Origin of the sequence: Agromyces salentinus (assembly GCF_009749395.1) — a bacterium.
GTDB lineage: Bacteria > Actinomycetota > Actinomycetes > Actinomycetales > Microbacteriaceae > Agromyces > Agromyces salentinus.
Genome location: NZ_WBIR01000001.1, coordinates 449,577 through 466,585, shown reverse-complemented (window position 1 = coordinate 466,585; position 17,009 = coordinate 449,577). Strand labels below are relative to the sequence as shown.

At 69.7% G+C, this 17,009-nt stretch carries 13 protein-coding genes; 12 read left to right on the top strand and 1 reads right to left on the bottom strand.

The features are described from left to right. The first annotated feature begins 107 nt into the window (after positions 1 to 107). From GQQ95_RS02235 to GQQ95_RS02200, 8 genes are all read left to right on the top strand, one after another. Positions 108 to 2,045 (top strand): ABC transporter ATP-binding protein, encoded by a 1,938-nt coding sequence (locus GQQ95_RS02235; RefSeq protein ID WP_157426145.1) that lies wholly within the window; start codon positions 108 to 110, stop codon positions 2,043 to 2,045. A 116-nt stretch (positions 2,046 to 2,161) separates the two neighbouring features. Continuing rightward, a complete protein-coding gene (locus GQQ95_RS02230; RefSeq protein ID WP_157425983.1) occupies positions 2,162 to 3,637 on the top strand; it encodes a sugar porter family MFS transporter in 1,476 nt (491 codons plus the stop codon). Between the two features lie 124 nt (positions 3,638 to 3,761). Further along, on the top strand, positions 3,762 to 5,135 hold the full coding sequence (locus GQQ95_RS02225; RefSeq protein WP_157425982.1) for a cystathionine beta-synthase: 1,374 nt from the start codon (positions 3,762 to 3,764) through the stop codon (positions 5,133 to 5,135). 118 nt (positions 5,136 to 5,253) lie between these two features. After that, complete coding sequence (locus tag GQQ95_RS02220) at positions 5,254 to 6,420, top strand: cystathionine gamma-synthase (protein ID WP_157425981.1); 1,167 nt, start codon at positions 5,254 to 5,256, stop codon at positions 6,418 to 6,420. A 187-nt stretch (positions 6,421 to 6,607) separates the two neighbouring features. Further along, complete coding sequence (locus tag GQQ95_RS02215) at positions 6,608 to 8,050, top strand: APC family permease (RefSeq protein ID WP_246205139.1); 1,443 nt, start codon at positions 6,608 to 6,610, stop codon at positions 8,048 to 8,050. After that, on the top strand, positions 8,047 to 9,045 hold the full coding sequence (locus GQQ95_RS02210; RefSeq protein ID WP_157425979.1) for a cyclase family protein: 999 nt from the start codon (positions 8,047 to 8,049) through the stop codon (positions 9,043 to 9,045). Before GQQ95_RS02215 ends, GQQ95_RS02210 begins: the two co-directional genes overlap by 4 nt. Before the next feature lie 138 nt (positions 9,046 to 9,183). Then, positions 9,184 to 10,011, top strand: coding sequence for an aldo/keto reductase (locus tag GQQ95_RS02205; RefSeq protein ID WP_157425978.1), 828 nt, complete (start codon positions 9,184 to 9,186; stop codon positions 10,009 to 10,011). A gap of 157 nt (positions 10,012 to 10,168) precedes the next feature. After that, positions 10,169 to 11,683, top strand: coding sequence for an MFS transporter (locus GQQ95_RS02200; RefSeq protein ID WP_157425977.1), 1,515 nt, complete (start codon positions 10,169 to 10,171; stop codon positions 11,681 to 11,683). Positions 11,684 to 11,713: 30 nt separating this feature from the next. Here GQQ95_RS02200 and GQQ95_RS02195 read toward each other — a convergent pair whose 3' ends face one another. Next, the gene (locus tag GQQ95_RS02195) at positions 11,714 to 12,763 is read right to left on the bottom strand and encodes a LacI family DNA-binding transcriptional regulator (RefSeq protein ID WP_157426144.1); all 1,050 of its coding nucleotides are present in this window, start codon (positions 12,761 to 12,763) and stop codon (positions 11,714 to 11,716) included. Positions 12,764 to 13,174: 411 nt separating this feature from the next. On the opposite strand from GQQ95_RS02195, the gene GQQ95_RS02190 reads away from it, so the two are divergent. The 4 genes from GQQ95_RS02190 (at position 13,175) to mmsA (ending at position 16,998) form a co-directional block, all read left to right on the top strand. Then, positions 13,175 to 13,360 (top strand): hypothetical protein, encoded by a 186-nt coding sequence (locus GQQ95_RS02190; RefSeq protein WP_157425976.1) that lies wholly within the window; start codon positions 13,175 to 13,177, stop codon positions 13,358 to 13,360. Next, entirely contained in the window at positions 13,357 to 14,088 is a 732-nt protein-coding gene (locus GQQ95_RS02185; protein ID WP_157425975.1) for an L-ribulose-5-phosphate 4-epimerase, read from the top strand. The genes GQQ95_RS02190 and GQQ95_RS02185 overlap by 4 nt, the downstream gene beginning before the upstream one ends. 159 nt (positions 14,089 to 14,247) lie before the next feature. Continuing rightward, positions 14,248 to 15,339 (top strand): multiple monosaccharide ABC transporter substrate-binding protein, encoded by a 1,092-nt coding sequence (gene chvE, locus GQQ95_RS02180; protein ID WP_157426143.1) that lies wholly within the window; start codon positions 14,248 to 14,250, stop codon positions 15,337 to 15,339. Positions 15,340 to 15,468: 129 nt separating this feature from the next. Further along, a complete protein-coding gene (mmsA, locus tag GQQ95_RS02175; protein ID WP_157425974.1) occupies positions 15,469 to 16,998 on the top strand; it encodes a multiple monosaccharide ABC transporter ATP-binding protein in 1,530 nt (509 codons plus the stop codon). Positions 16,999 to 17,009: the final 11 nt, after the last annotated feature.

The following is a 17,009-nucleotide window of genomic DNA, read 5'->3' as shown; positions in this document are numbered from 1 at the left end:
AACGGCGGATGCCGCGGGCTGGGGGGTCCGCGGCATCCGCTTCGCCCGTGTTGGGATGTCAAGCGGGCCGAGGCGACGTTGAGCCGACGTAGGGTTGGCCCATGAGCATGCATGGAGCGGGAGGCGGCCCGCCCGGCGGCCAGACGGGCAAGTTCGGCAAGCCGCGCACACGCATCTCGGCCGCCGACGAGTCGGCGCAGCGCGCCGAGAACGCCGAGGCGCCGGTGATCCCGAACCTCCTCGGCCGCATCGCCCAGCTCTTCGCCCCGCACCGGGCGGCCCTGACGCTGACCGTCGTGCTCGTGCTCGTCGCCGCGGGGCTCAGCGTGATCCCGCCGCTGCTCACGCAGCGCGCCTTCGACGACGGCCTGTTCCCGACCGATCCGTCGAACCCCGACCTCATCACCGGCCCGAACCTGCCGCTGCTGGCCTGGGTGGTCGGCGCGATGATCGCGGTCTACCTGGTGTCGGCGCTCCTCGCGGTCTGGCAGACGTGGCTCACCTCCACCATCGGCAACAAGGTCATGGGCGCCCTGCGGGTGCGCATGTTCACGCTCCTGCAGTCGATGGAGCTCAGCTTCTTCACGCGCACGAAGACCGGCGTCATCCAGTCGCGCCTGCAGAACGACGTCGGCGGCGTCGCGAGCGTGCTCACGAATACGGTCTCGAGCGTGCTCGGCAACACCGTCACCGTCATCTCGGCATTCATCGCGATGTGGATCCTCAACTGGCAGCTGACGCTCGTGGCGATCGTGCTGATGCCGTTCATGGTCATCGCGCAGCGTCGTGTCGGCAAGGTCCGCGCCCGCATCGCCGGCGAGACGCAGGAGTCGCTGTCCGAGATGACCGCCATCACGCAGGAGACCCTGAGCGTGTCGGGCATCCTGCTCTCGAAGAGCTTCACGCGCCAGCAGAACGAGATCGACCGCTACGCCGACGAGAACGACAACCAGATCCGCCTGCAGGTGCGCCAGCAGATGACGGGCCAGTGGTTCTTCGCGATGGTCAACATCTTCATGTCGTCGATCCCGGCGATCGTGTACCTGGTCGCGGGCGTGCTCATCGGCAACGGCGCGGCGGATGTCACGGCCGGCACCATCGTCGCGTTCACGACCGTGCAGGCGAGGCTGCTCTTCCCGCTGATGGCGCTCATGCGCGTGTCGCTCGACCTGCAGACCTCGAGCGCCCTCTTCGCCCGCATCTTCGAGTACCTCGACCTGAAGCCCACCATCACCGATGCCCCGAACGCCCGCGACGTGGCATCCGGTCCCGAGCTCGGGCGGGTCGAGTTCGACGACGTGACCTTCCGGTACCCCGACGCGACGGATGACACGGCGCCGACGCTCGACGGCGTCAGCTTCACGATCGAGCCGGGGCAGTACGCGGCCTTCGTGGGCCCGTCGGGCGCGGGCAAGACGACGGTGTCCTACCTCGTGCCGCGCCTGTACGAGGCGACGGGCGGCGCCGTGAGGTTCGCGGGCGATGACGTGCGCGAGCTCCGGCAGGAATCGCTCGTGGGCAGCATCGGGATCGTGAGCCAGGAGACCTACCTGTTCCACGCGACGATCGCCGAGAACCTCAGGTACGCGAAGCCGGATGCCACGGATGCCGAGCTCGAGGCCGCCGCGCGCTCGGCCAACATCCACGAGACGATCATGTCCTTCCCCGACGGGTACGCGACGACCGTCGGCGAACGCGGGTACCGGCTCTCGGGCGGCGAGAAGCAGCGCATCGCGATCGCGCGGGTGCTGCTCAAGGACCCGCCGGTGCTCGTGCTGGACGAGGCGACGAGTGCGCTGGACACGATCTCCGAGCGCGTCGTGCAGGAGGCGCTCGACGACGCCGCCCGAGGGCGCACGACCATCGCGATCGCGCACCGCCTGTCGACCGTGGTCGCGGCCGACGTGATCTTCGTCGTCGTCGCGGGACGCATCGTCGAACAGGGCACGCACGCCGAGCTGATCGGCGCGGGCGGCGTGTACGCGTCGCTCTACCACCAGCAGGAGCGGGGCCCGGCCCTGGCCGTGCCCGCCGTCGAGGCGTGAGGGCGTAAGGTACCACGGTCCGGTGCGGGGGGCGTCGCCCTGCGCCGCATCCGGGGTTCCCGCTAGGCTCGTCAGCACGGCCAGGGGATGCGCCGAAGGTGGCGAAGGGGGACTCCATGAGCGACGGGTCGACGGCTGGGCAGAAGCTGCCGAAGGGCGTCAACCGCAAGGTCATCGGGCTCGCTGCGGCGGGCGCGGTCGGCGGTTTCCTCTTCGGCTTCGACTCCTCCGTGGTCAACGGCGCGGTCGACGCGATCCAGGACGAGTTCGCCCTCTCCGCGGCGGTGACGGGCTTCGCGGTCGCGAGCGCCCTCCTCGGCTGCGCGCTCGGTGCCGAGCTCGCCGGGCGGCTGGCCGATCGCTACGGCCGCATCCCGGTGATGATCATCGGCGCGGTGCTCTTCCTCGTCTCCTCGCTCGGCGCGGGCTTCGCCTTCGGCGTGATCGACCTGATCTTCTGGCGCGTGCTCGGCGGCGTGGGCATCGGCATCGCCTCGGTCGTGGCCCCGGCGTACATCGCCGAGATCTCGCCGAGCGCGATCCGCGGCCGGCTCGCGTCGCTGCAGCAGCTCGCGATCGTCTTCGGCATCTTCGCCGCCCTGCTCTCCGATGCGTTGTTCGCGGCGGCCGCGGGCGGCGCCGACCAACCGTTCTGGTTCGGGCTCGAGGCGTGGCGGTGGATGTTCCTCGCGTGCGCGGTGCCCTCGATCGCCTACGGCGTGATCGCCCTGCTCCTTCCCGAGTCGCCGCGCTACCTGGTCAAGGCGGGTCGCGACAAGCAGGCCGAAGAGGTGCTCGAGCGCATCGGCACTCCCGACCCGGCGAAGGCCGTCGCCGACATCACCGGGTCCCTGCACCGCGATCAGGTCGCCGAGGCGCAGGGCACGCTGCGCGGGCCGGTGCTCGGCCTCAAGGGCATCGTGTGGATCGGCATCCTGCTCTCGGTGTTCCAGCAGTTCGTCGGCATCAACGTGATCTTCTACTACTCGACGACCCTCTGGAAGGCCGTCGGCTTCGACGAGTCCGACTCCTTCACCATCAGCGTGCTCACGTCGGTCACGAACATCGTGGTGACCTTCATCGCGATCGCCCTGGTCGACAAGGTCGGCCGACGCCCACTGCTGCTCATCGGCTCGACGGGCATGGCCGTGACCCTCGCGACGATGGCACTCGCGTTCGCGAACTCCGTCACGATCGACGGCGAGGTGAGCCTGCCGGGCGCCTGGGGCCCGGTCGCGCTCGTCGCGGCCAACCTCTTCGTCGTGGCCTTCGGCTTCTCGTGGGGTCCGCTCGTCTGGGTGCTGCTCGGCGAGATCTTCCCGAACAGCATCCGCGGCCGCGCACTCGGCCTCGCGGCGGCGGCGCAGTGGATCGCGAACTTCCTCATCACCGTGTCCTTCCCGCCGATGTCGGAGTTCTCCCTGTTCTGGACCTACGCGATGTACGCGGCGTTCGCCGTCCTCTCGTTCATCTTCGTGCTCTGGAAGGTTCCCGAGACGAAGGGCATGGCGCTCGAGGACTCCGAAGCGGTGTTCGCCGCCGGCACGGCCCGCGACCAACGCCGTCGCGCGAGCCGGGCCGCCACGGGGTAGGGTGGTCCCGTGCTGCTCACGTGTCGTTGTTGTCGTCGCCTCTCGCGACCATGACCACTCGCGCCCTGCCCCCGTCGAAGCGGGTCCGGGCGCCACACGCTGACAACCTGGGGAGAACCCTCGCATGAAGTACGCAGAATCCATCGTCGACCTCGTCGGCGGCACGCCGCTCGTCAAGCTCAATCGCGTCGTCGAGGGCGTCACGAACGCCACGGTGCTCGTGAAGCTCGAGTACCTGAACCCGGGTGGCTCCGCGAAGGACCGCATCGCCGAGCGCATCATCGAGGCGGCCGAGCGCGAGGGCAAGCTGAAGCCCGGCGGCACGATCGTCGAGCCCACGAGCGGCAACACCGGCGTCGGCCTCGCGCTCTTCGCCCAGCAGAAGGGGTACTCGTGCATCTTCGTCTGCCCCGACAAGGTCAGTGAGGACAAGCGCAACGTGCTGAAGGCGTACGGCGCCGAGGTCGTCGTGACGCCGACGGCGGTGGCCCCCGACAGCCCCGAGTCGTACTACTCGGTCTCCGACCGCATCGTCCGCGAGACGCCGGGCGCCTTCAAGCCCGACCAGTACTCCAACCCGAACGGTCCGCGCTCGCACTACGAGACCACCGGCCCCGAGATCTGGAGCGACACCGAGGGGCGCATCACCCACTTCGTCGCCGGCATCGGCACGGGCGGGACGATCACGGGCACCGGTCGGTACCTCCGCGAGGCATCCGACGGCCGGGTGCGCATCATCGGCGCCGACCCAGAGGGCTCGGTCTACTCCGGTGGTACCGGCCGACCGTACTTCGTCGAGGGCGTGGGCGAGGACTTCTGGCCGACGGCGTACGACCCCGCCGTCCCGCACGAGGTCATCGAGGTCAGCGACGCCGAGTCGTTCGCGATGACCCGGCGCCTCGCGCGCGAGGAGGGCATCCTCGTCGGCGGATCGAGCGGCATGGCCGTGGTCGCGGCGCTGAAGGCGGCATCCGCACCAGGAGTCACCGCGGACGACGTCTTCGTGGTGCTGCTGCCCGACAGCGGGCGCGGGTACCTCGGCAAGATCTTCAACGACAAGTGGCTGCGCGCGTACGGCTTCTCGAACGCGCCGGAAGGTCACACGATCGCCCAACTTCTGGCCTCGAAGGCCGATCGCACCGCCCCGCTCGTCTACGTGCACCGCAGCCAGAGCGTGCGCGAGGCCATCGACGTCATGGCCACGACCGGCGTCTCGCAGCTCCTGGTGCTCTCGGCCGAGCCGCCCGTCGTGCTCGGCGAGGTGGTCGGCGCCCTGCACGAGGAGTCGCTGCTCGACCAGGTCTTCACCGGCCGGGTCAAGCTCACCGACGAGGTCGGCGGCGTGGTCGACGAGGGGCTGCCGCTCATCGGCGTCAACGAGCCGGTCGCGACGGCGCGCTCGGCGTTCGCCGAGGCATCCGCGATGCTCGTGACCGACGGCGGCAAGGCGCTGGGCGTCATCACCCGCACCGACCTGCTGACCTACCTCTCCGCGTAGCGGCCGGCATCCGCCCTCCCGAGCGAGCGGATGTCGCGCGCTCGACCCCCGCGAACCGCGGCCCCGTGATTCGCGCCAAAGTCCTCCAGACGCACCCAGACCAGAAACGGATGTCACGATGAACATCTCCGACCGCGCCGGCTTCGACACCCGCGCCATCCACGCCGGGCAGGCGTTCGACCCGACCACGGGCGCGGTGATCCCGCCCGTCTACCTGACCTCGACCTATGTGCAGGACGGCATCGGCGGTCTCCGCGAGGGATACGAGTACTCGCGGGGCGGCAACCCGACGCGCACCGGACTGGAGACCCAGCTCGCCGCGCTCGAGGGCGGCATCCGGGCCCTCTCGTTCGCCTCGGGCCTCGCGGCCGAGGACGCGCTGCTGCGAACCGCGCTCGCACCCGGCGGCCACGTGGTCGTCGGCAACGACGTCTACGGCGGCACGCACCGGCTCATCCGCCGGGTGCACGGCGCCTGGGGCGTGCGGCATTCGACCGTCGACATGAGCGACCTCGACGCCGTGCGGGCGGCCATCGAGCCGGGGGTCACGAAGGTGCTGTGGGTCGAGACGCCCTCCAACCCCCTCATGAAGATCTCGGATGTCGCGGCGCTCGCCGCCCTCGGACGCGAGGCCGGCGCCCTCGTGGTGGTCGACAACACCTTCGCCTCGCCGGCGCTGCAGCAGCCGATCGCGCTCGGCGCCGACGTGGTCGTGCACTCCACGACGAAGTACCTGGGCGGGCACTCCGACGTGGTCGGCGGGGCGCTCGTGTTCGCCCCCGGCCAGGACGAACTGGCCGAGCAGGTCACGTTCACCCAGTTCGCGGCGGGCGCGATCTCGGCCCCGTTCGACGCGTTCCTGACGACGCGCGGCATCAAGACGCTCGGCATCCGCATGCAGCGGCACAGCGAGAACGCCCTCGCGATCGCCCTGCGGCTCGAGGGTCACGCGGGCATCGAGCAGGTCTTCTACCCCGGGCTCGAGTCGCACCCCGGGCACGAGCTCGCGGCGCGGCAGATGTCGGGCTTCGGTGGCATGATCTCGATCTCGCTCTCCGGGGGAGCCGAGGCGGCGCGCCGGTTCGCCGAGTCCACCTCGGTGTTCCAGCTGGCCGAGTCGCTCGGCGGCGTCGAGTCGCTCGTGAACTACCCGTCCGAGATGACGCATGCGTCGGTGCGCGGCACCGAGGCCGAGGTGCCCGAGTCGGTCGTGCGCCTGTCCGTCGGCATCGAGGACGTGGCCGACCTGCTCGCCGACATCGACGGGGCGCTCGCGCGGCTCTGAGTCGCCCCGGGCCGCTGTTGGGCGGCTCGCATCGGGCCCGGGCTCGGGCCCGGCGTCCCAGCCCCGGGCCGGCGTGGCCGGCGGCGCCGGCGCCGCAGGCGGCGGCATCCGCGCATTGGCAGGAAATCGACGCACACCGTCAGCCCTGCCATCGCACCGTGCCGCGCGGATGCTCCAGACTGGGCCCGTGAGCACGAATCCGGCCCCCGAACCCGCACCCGCCCGCCGAGGCGGCATCGGCCTCGCCCAGGGCACCGCCCTCTACGTCGCGAGCGTGCTCGGCACCGGCATCCTCGTGCTGCCCGGCCTCGCGGTCGAGGCGGCGGGCCCGGCCTCGATCGTCGCCGTCGCCGCCGTGCTCCTGCTCTCGATCCCGCTCGCGGGCACCTTCGCCGCGCTCGCCGCGCGGTATCCCGACGCGGGCGGCGTCGCGAGCTACGTGCGCCGCGCGCTCGGCGATACCGCCGCGCGTATGACGGGGTACTGGTTCTACATCGGCGTCTGCGTGGGCGCCCCGGTCGTCGCCGTGCTCGGTGGCGAGTACGCCGTGGCGGTGCTGGGCGTCGACCGGGCGGCCGTGCCCATCGTCACCCTCGCGATCTACCTGCCGCCGTTCGTCGCCAACTGGTTCGGCGTGCGGGTCGCCGGGTGGATGCAGTTCGTGCTGACCGGCCTGCTGCTGGCCGTCGTCATCGGCGTCGTCGCCGTGACCTTCCCGGTCGTTGAGTCCGGCAACTTCACGCCGTTCCTCCCGAACGGCTGGGCGGGCGTGGGCCTCGCGATCAGCCTGTTCGTCTGGGCGTTCGCCGGATGGGAGGTCGGCACGCACATCGCCGGCGAGTTCCGGAACCCGCGCCGCGACATCCCGCTCGCGACCGGCATCGCCATCGTGCTCGTCGGCGTCTCGTACCTGCTGCTGCAGGTCGCCACGGTCGGGGTGCTCGGCGAGGCCGCCGGTGACACCGCGGTGCCGCTGCTCGCGCTCGTGGAGGTCGCCGCCCCCGGCGTCGGCCCCGTGCTCGTGGCGATCATCGCCGCCGTCGTCACGGTCGGCGTGCTGAACGCCTACCTGCCCGCCTTCGGCAAGCTCGGCGCGGCGCTCGGCCGCGACGGCGACCTGCCGTGCTTCCTCGCGAAGGGCGCCGCCGACGGCGAGGTCCCGCGGCGCGCGCTCGCCGTCACCGGCGCGCTCATGCTCGTCTACTTCGCCCTCATGGTCGCGAACAACCTCGACCTCACCGCGTTCATCCTCATCCACACGAGCAACATGGTCGCGATCTACGCGGCCGGCATGCTCGCGGCGACGCTCCTCTTGCGCCGGTTCTCGTTCGGCTGGTGGCTCGCCGTCGTCGCGACCGTGCTCACCGCGGGCCTGCTCCTCCTGGCCTGGCAGAACCTGCTCGTTCCGCTCGTGCTCGCGGTCGCCGCCGTCCTCGTCACGGTCGTGCGTCGCGTTCGCGCACGACGGCACGGTCGACGCGACCCAGCCGTCACGGCCTCGGTCGAGCATCCGAATGCCGCGGTCGGCACCCGGACTCCGGAGGCGCCCGTGCTCGTGCCGGCCGCGCCGGCCGCGGCATCCGTCGTCTCCGCCACCGCCATCACCGCCGACCAGAAGGACACCGAGTGACCGAGTACCGCGCCCACTTCGACGCCGACATCTCGTTCGTGAACGGGGGAGGGCTGCACGCCGACGCGTTCCGCCTCGACCTGCCGTCGGCGGACCTCACCGAGGCCGAGATCGGCGCGCTGCTCGTGCGTCACCTCGGGCTCACGCTCGTCGGCAGCGTGCGCCTGGCGAACCTCGAGGTCGTCGAGGAGGCCCATCGTGGCTCGCGCAACGTGCTGCCGGATGTCGCCGGCCGTCTCCCGGATTCGGAGATCCGCGACGACACGCCGCCGACGGCGAATGCGGCCGCGGCGCGTCGCGAGGATCTCCGAAACGGGTGGCATCCGCAGGGGCGCCTCGTCGACCTCAGCCACCCGATCCGGGCGGGGCTCGTCACCTACCCGGGCATCCCCGCGCCCGAGATCACGCCGCACCTGACCCGCGAGGCCTCGCGCGGCGTCTACGCGCCCGGCACCGAGTTCGGGATCGACGTCATCCACATGGCGGGCAACACCGGCACCTACCTCGACAGCCCGTTCCATCGCTACGCCGAGGGTGGCGACCTCGCGAGCCTCGGCCTGGAGACCCTCGTCGGGCTGCCCGCCGAGGTCTTCCGCCTGACGGATGCCGCGGAGCGGGGCATCCCAGCCGAGGTGTTCCTCGACCGTGAACTCGCCGGCAGCGCCGTGCTGCTCTACACGGGTTGGGACCGCCACTTCAGCACTCCCGAGTACGGGCAGGGCTCGCCGTACCTGACGGAGGCGGGCGCCAGGCACCTCGTGGGGGCCGGCGTGGCGCTCGTCGGCATCGACTCGCTCAACATCGACGACACCGAGTCGGGCGGCGAGCGTCCCGCGCACTCGCTGCTGCTCGAGGCCGGCATCCACGTCGTCGAGCACCTCACGGCGCTCGAGCGCGTGCCCGTTCGCGGTGCGACGTTCACCGCCGTGCCGCCCCGCGTCGAGGGGTTCGGCACGTTCCCGGTGCGGGCGTTCGCGGAGCTGCCCGCGACCTGAGCGGCGGATGCCCCGCGCCCGGCCACGGGGCATCCGCAGCCCTCCATCGGGGCCCGCGCCGCGACATCCGCTCGCCGAAGGACGGCCGATCGGCGCGTGCGTGTGGATTCAGCCGCCGCCGTGCGTGAGGATGGAGGCATGATCCCGCAATACGCCCTGCACGATGGAAACACCCTCCCGGCGATCGGGTTGGGCACGTACGGGCTCAACGAGCAGAGCGGCATCGAGGCGATCTCGACGGCGATCGGCGACGGCTACCGCCTGATCGACACGGCCTACAACTACGGCAATGAAGACGTCGTGGGCGAGGCGATCCGACGATCGGGCGTCGATCGGAGCGATCTCGTCATCGCGACCAAGCTGCCCGGCCGGCACCACGGCTTCGAGGAGACGCTCGCGAGCTTCGAGGAGTCGCGCGCCAAGCTCGACCTCGATTGGGTCGATCTGTACCTCATCCACTGGCCGAACCCGCGCATCGACAAGTACGTCGAGAGCTGGAAGGCGATGATCCGCCTGCGCGAGAAGGGGCTCGTGCGCTCCATCGGCGTCTCGAACTTCACCCAGGCCATGCTTGAGCGGCTCGAGCGCGAGACGGGCGTCGTGCCGGTCGTCAACCAGGTCGAACTGCACCCGTACTTCCCGCAGGGCGACCTGCGCGGCTACCACGCCGAACACGGCATCCGCACCGAGAGCTGGAGTCCGCTCGGGCGCAAGAGCGACCTGCTGGGCGAGCCCGTGCTCGCCGACATCGCCGGTGCCCGCGGCCTCACGGTGCCCCAGGTCGTGCTGCGCTGGCACGTGCAGCTCGGGTCCGTTCCCATCCCCAAGTCATCGGATGCCGCGCGCCGGCGCGCGAACCTCGACGTGTTCTCGTTCGAGCTGGGCGATGACGAGATGGCCGCCATCTCGGGCCTCGAACGCGGACGCATCTGGGGCGCCGACCCCGACACGCACGAAGAGCTCTGACGGCCGTTCGTCGTGGCGCCGCCCTCGGGCGGTGGGCACGCCGGACGATGCCGGCGCGTCGCTGATTCCATCCTGCGTCCCGGGTACCCGGGGCCTCTGGCGTCGCCGTGTCGGCGGCAGCACGTAGGCTCGATCGAGTGATGCGAGGCGACGGGCGATGAACGACGAGATCGAGACCGGCGACCATTCCGTGGCTCCCGCCGCCGAGGCGTACACCTCGGCGGAGGCGTCGGGGCACGGGGCATCCGCTCAAGAGGCATACGCCCAGGAGAAGCCCGCGCGCGAGGCATCCGCGCCCCGCGCGTCGGGCGATGGCCGGCTCCCCGCGGCGAAGGGTCCGCTCTCGAAGCCCTACACGTGGCTGTCGATCGGCATGTTCGCGACGATCTTCCTCGCCGCGTTCGAGGCCATGGCGGTTACGACGATCATGCCCCTCGTGGTCCGCGACCTCGACGGCGAGTCGCTCTTCGCGCTGTCCTTCGCCGTGCCGCTCGCCGCGGGCATCATCGGCATGGTGCTCGCCGGCAACTGGACCGATCGCTCGGGGCCGCTGCCGTCGCTCATCACCGCGGCGGTCCTGTTCGTGATCGGGCTCGTCATCGCGGGCACCGCGACCGACATGACGGTGTTCATCCTCGGGCGGTTCGTGCACGGGCTGAGCGGTGCCGCGGTCATCGTGCCGCTCTACGTGATCGTCGCCCGGGCGTACCCCGAGGCCCTTCGCGCGCGGGTGTTCGCCGGGTTCGCGGCCGCCTGGGTCATCCCCTCGATCATCGGACCGGCGCTCGCGGGCGTCGTGGCCGAGACGTTCAGCTGGCACTGGGTGTTCCTCGGCGTCATCGTGATCGTGGTCCCCGCCGCGGCCATGATGGTGCCGCCGATCCTCCGCGTGCGCGACCTCGTCCAGGGCGATGCCTCGGTGCCGTGGAGCCTCGGCCGGGTCGGCTGGGCCGTGCTCACGGCAGCGGCCGCCCTCGCGGTGTCGCTCTCGAAGGAGCTCGACGACCCGTGGCGGTGGCTCGCCGCCGGCGCCGGTATCGTCGTCGCCGCCCTCGCGGCCCGCCCGCTCCTGCCGCCCGGAACCCTGCATGCCGCTCGCGGCATGCCCGCGACCGTGGCGGTGAAGTTCGTGGTGGCCGGTGCGTTCTTCGGCAGCGAGGTCTACCTGCCGTACCTCTTCATCGAGAACTACGAGATGTCGCCGAGCCTCGCCGGGGTCGTGCTCACGGGCGCCGGCGTCACGTGGGCCGCGGCATCCTGGCTGCAGGGGCGCCTCACCGAGCAGGTGAGCGATACGCGTGCGGTCCAGATCGGCACGCTCACGCTCGTCGTCGCCCTCGCGGTCGTGCTCGCCGTCGCCTGGTTCACGCTGACCCCCGCGATCGCCTTCGTGGCCTGGGCGCTCGCCGGCGCGTCGATGGGGTTCATGTACCCGCGCTTCTCGGTCTCGGTGCTGGCCCAGTCGCGCCGCGACGAGCAGGGCTTCAACAGCGCGGCCCTCACCATCTCCGAGTCGCTCGGCGCGTCCATCGCGCTGGCGGTCACGGCGCTGGTCTCGGCGTCCATCGGCGCCGGCGCGTTCTCCGCCGATTTCGCGGTCACGCTCGGCATCTCCGTCGTGGCGCTCGTCATCGCGAGCCGGGTACGTCCGCCGGCGGTCGCCGCCGGCTGATGCGGGCCGGCGGCCGTCGGGCTTCCAACGTCAGAACGCCGGTGCGCCCGTCGAGCCGCGGACGATGAGCTCGGGCACGATCGAGCCGCGATGCTCGAGGGTCGAGGAGTCGATCGTGCCCACCAGGAGTGCGACGCACCGGCGGCCGAGCTCGGCGAAGTCCTGGCGGACGGTCGTGAGCGGCGGCCAGAAGTGCGCGGCCTCGGGAATGTCGTCGAACCCGATGATCGACACGTCCCGCGGGATCTCGAGCCCCGCGTCGCGCACGGCGTGCATGAGTCCGAGCGCCATCTGGTCATTCGAGGAGAAGATCGCGGTGAAGTCGCGGATCGTGAGCAGCTCCCGGCCCGCGTAGTAGCCGAAGTCCGCCGTCCAGTCGCCGAGGATCGGCGCGGTCGTCGGCACGTCGCTCGCGCTCATCTCGTCGAGGAAACCGCGCATGCGGGCCTCCGCCTCGATCCAGTCCTGGGGGCCGGCGAGATGGTAGATGTCGCGGTGCCCGAGCTCGATGAGGTGGCGGGTCGCGAGCCTCGCTCCGGCGATCTGGTCGACGGAGAGGGCATGCTCGGGATCGCGCCCCGTGGACTGCAGGCTCACGTACGGCACGTCGATCGAGCGCTCGGCGAGGGTGTCGAACACGCGCACCTGCGGTGCGATGACGACGAGGCCCTCGATGCCCTGCGCGATCAGGTGGGCGAGTCCGTCTGCGATCGACCGGTCGTCGGTCGCGTCGATGTTGGCCGTGCTGACCCAGTAACCGGCCTCGCGCGCCGCGGCCTCGATGGCCGCGATGCTCGACGCGGGACCGTACTGCGTGCTCGACGCCGAGAGGATGCCGATGGTGCGCGACCGGCTGGTGACGAGTGCGCGAGCGGCGCGGTTCGGCTGGTACTGCACCTCGGTCATCACGTCGAGGACGCGCTGCTTCGTCTCGGGCCGGATGCTCGGGTGGTGGTTGAGCACGCGGGAGACCGTCTGGTGCGAGACGCCGGCCAGTCGAGCGACGTCGCGGATGCTGGGGGCACGGCCCTTCGGGGTCTGCTCGGTCACGGTCACATCCTTGGTCGCGAACTCGGGCATGTGCACGGTCACACGCCTCACTGCCCCTCATTATGCACGCGATCGGAGAAATGTGACCGTCACACATGTGACGGTCACATCGAGGCACGGGCCCGTCGCGGGCCCGATCGTCTGCCCGCGCCGCCGTGGTTGTGTGCGACGGAGCGCGCGGTATCCGGCATCGCTGCGGGCGGTGACGCCGGCCTTCCCCGGAACTCCGGGGGCGCCACGGACACAGTCCTCCGTCGGGAGGGTGGACGGGCAGGCGGCGGACCGCCTCGGCGTCAAAGGCGTGCGGGGCCGGGTCGGTGAATGGGCACCGGTCGCGGCGTTATCGATCCGTGATCGCCCCGAGTTGACAATCTCGTCCGCCGTGGGGCTAACATGAGTGTCGCCATGTGAACGGTCACATCGATCGTCACATCGCACCGCATGATCGAAGACCAGCACATCCGCGCCACCACCATCGACGAGGGAGTCAGTACCGTGAGCCGAGCCGAGCAGCACGTCACCGGGGCCGTCACCGGCATGCCCGGCGCCGGTGCGCACGAGGCTGGTCCGGTCGACGGAGTCCGTACCGACCGTGGAGCCGATGTCGTCGAGGCGGTGTCCGCATGAGTTCCTACGGGCCCCAGGCCGAGGTCGCGATCGCGCGTGTGCGGACCGAGGTTGCGAAGTTGCATGGCGAGTTGACGCGGTATGGCCTGGTGGTCTGGACCGGCGGGAACGTGTCTGGTCGGGTGCCGGGTGCTGAGTTGTTCGTGATCAAGCCGTCGGGGGTGTCGTATGACGATCTCGCGCCGGAGAACATGATCCTGTGCGATCTGGATGGCAACGTGATCCCGGGCACGCCTGGTGCTGACCGGGCGCCGTCCTCGGATACCGCGGCGCATGCGTACGTGTACCGGAACATGCCCGAGGTCGGTGGTGTGGTGCACACGCATTCGACGTATGCGGTGGCGTGGGCGGCACGCAACGAGGAGATCCCGTGCGTGATCACGGCGATGGCCGATGAGTTCGGCGGTCCGATCCCGGTGGGTCCGTTCGCGATCATCGGGGATGACTCGATCGGTCGGGGCATCGTGGAGACCTTGAGCGGGCACCGCAGCCGTGCGGTGTTGATGGCCAATCATGGGCCGTTCACGATCGGCGCGTCGGCCAAGGATGCGGTCAAGGCTGCGGTGATGGTCGAGGATGTCGCCCGGGCGGTGCATCTGGCTCGTGAGGCGGGCCCGTTGGTCCCGATCCCGCAGGACGCGATCGACCGGTTGTACGACCGGTACCAGAACGTCTACGGACAGAGCACCGACCCACGACGGGTCGCCACGCACTCCGCCGGCGGATAACTCAACAACAAAGGCTTGCGACATCCGCTCATCGGATGCCGCGGGGGAGCGACGTTCATGGACACCGTCGCTCCGACTGTCACCAAGACGATGACGTCCACGAATGACACAGTGAAAGGAAACACCGTGAAGAACACGAAGAAGGTGCTTCTCGCTACGATGGCGGCCGCTTCCATGCTCGCACTCGCGGCGTGCTCGGGCGGCTCCGGCGACGGCGGCGAGGGTGGCGGCGACGGCGGCCTGGTCGGCGTCGCGATGCCGACGAAGAGCTCGGAGCGTTGGATCCAGGACGGCGACGCTGTCAAGGCGCAGCTCGAGGAGCAGGGCTTCACCGTCGACCTGCAGTACGCAGAGGACGACATCCCCACGCAGGTCTCGCAGATCGAGAACATGATCACCAAGGGCGCAGAGGCCCTGATCATCGCCTCGATCGACGGCACGACGCTCTCGCAGGTGCTCCAGGACGCGGCCGACGCCGACATCCCGGTCATCGCCTACGACCGCCTCATCCGCGACTCCGAGAACGTCGACTACTACGCGTCCTTCGACAACTACGTCGTCGGCGTGCAGCAGGCCACCTCGCTGCTGAACGGCCTCGGCCTGACCGACCTCGAGGGTGAGCCGGCCGCCGACGCACCCAAGGGTCCGTTCAACATCGAGCTGTTCGCCGGTTCGCCCGACGACAACAACGCCACGTTCTTCTGGAACGGCGCGATCGACACGCTCCAGCCGCTGATCGACGACGGCACGCTGGTCGTCAAGTCGGGCCAGACGGACTTCGAGCAGGCCGCCACGCTCCGCTGGGACGGCGAGGTCGCTCAGGAGCGCATGGAGAACATCCTGACCTCCACGTACTCCGACGGCTCGCAGGTCAACGCGATCCTCTCGCCGTACGACGGGCTCTCGCGAGGCATCATCTCGGCCCTCACCGACGCCGGCTACACGGTCGGCGAAGGCTGGCCGATCATCTCGGGCCAGGACGCTGAGATCGACTCGGTCAAGGCCATCAACTCGGGCGAGCAGTTCTCGACCATCTTCAAGGACACCCGCCAGCTCGCCGAGGTCGCCGTGAACATGGCCTCCGCGATCCTGAACGATGAAGAGGTCGAGGTCAACAACACCGAGGACTACGACAACGGCGTCAAGGTCGTGCCGTCGTACCTCCTCGAGTCGCAGATCGTCGTCAAGGACAACATCACCGACGTCCTGGTCGACAGCGGCTACTGGACCGAAGAGGAAATCAACGGCTGATCGACCCCCACCCGGGTTGACCCGCTGATGGGATGACGCGGCCGGAGCCTGCGGCGAGAGTAGTCTCGCCTCAGGTCCGGCCGCGGCATCCGCGTCCGACAGGGCACCGGCGACGAAGCAGGAGCAAACATGACCAACAACATTCTCGAGATGCGCGGCATCACGAAGACCTTCCCCGGCGTGAAGGCCCTCTCGAACGTGACCATCGAGGTCGAGCGCGGCGAAGTCCACGCGATCTGCGGTGAGAACGGCGCGGGCAAGTCCACGCTGATGAAGGTCCTGTCGGGCGTCTACCCGCACGGAACGTACGACGGCGACATCGTCTTCGAGAACGAGACGGTCGAGTTCAAGGACCTGACGGACAGCGAGGCCAAGGGCATCGTCATCATCCACCAGGAACTCGCGCTCAGCCCGTACCTGTCGATCGCCGAGAACATCTTCCTCAACAACGAGTTGAAGGGCCGTGGCGGCCTCATCGACTGGAACAAGACGAACTTCGAGGCCTCCAAGCTCCTCGCGCGCGTCGGCCTCCGTGAGAACCCGACGACGAAGATCATGGACATCGGCGTCGGCAAGCAGCAGCTCGTCGAGATCGCGAAGGCGCTCTCGAAGGAAGTGAAGCTGCTCATCCTCGACGAGCCGACCGCCGCGTTGAACGACGAGGACTCCGATCACCTGCTCGACCTGATCCTGCACCTCAAGGGCCAGGGCATCACGTCGATCATCATCAGCCACAAGCTGAACGAGATCAAGAAGGTCGCCGACTCCGTCACGGTCATCCGCGACGGCAAGACGATCGAGACGATCGCGAAGCAGGAGGTGACCGAGGACCGCATCATCAAGGACATGGTGGGCCGGGACCTCGAGCACCGCTACCCCGACCACACGCCGAACCTCGGGGACGAGCTGCTCCGGGTCGAGGACTGGACCGCCCACCATCCGCAGGACACCTCCCGCGTCGTCGTGGACAACGTGAACCTCCACGTGCGCGCGGGCGAGATCGTCGGCATCGCGGGCCTCATGGGCGCCGGTCGCACCGAGTTCGCGATGAGCCTCTTCGGACAGAGCTACGGATCCCGCATCTCGGGCAAGGTCTTCCTCCGCGGCAAGGAGATCAAGACCCGCACCGTGTCCGAGGCCATCGAGCACGGCATCGCGTACGCCACCGAGGACCGCAAGACCTACGGCCTCAACCTCATCGAGGACATCAAGCGCAACATCTCGATGGCCTCGCTGAAGAAGCTCGAGAGGTTCGGCCTCGTGCACGACAACGAGGAGTACAAGATCGCCACCGAGTTCAAGAACTCGATGAACATCAAGGCCCCGAACGTGCTCGTGAAGACCGGGAAGCTCTCGGGCGGCAACCAGCAGAAGGTCGTGCTGTCGAAGTGGATCTACTCCGACCCCGACGTGCTCATCCTCGATGAGCCGACGCGAGGCATCGACGTCGGTGCCAAGTACGAGATCTACACGATCATCAACAAGCTCGCCGCGCAGGGCAAGGGCGTCATCGTCATCTCGTCCGAACTGCCCGAGCTGCTCGGCATCTGCGACCGCGTGTACGCCATCTCCGAGGGCCGCATCACCGGCGAACTCCCCATCGCCGAGGCCACGCCCGAGTCGATGCTCAAGCTCATGACCATGGAAAAGCCGCGCTGACGCCCGGGCGC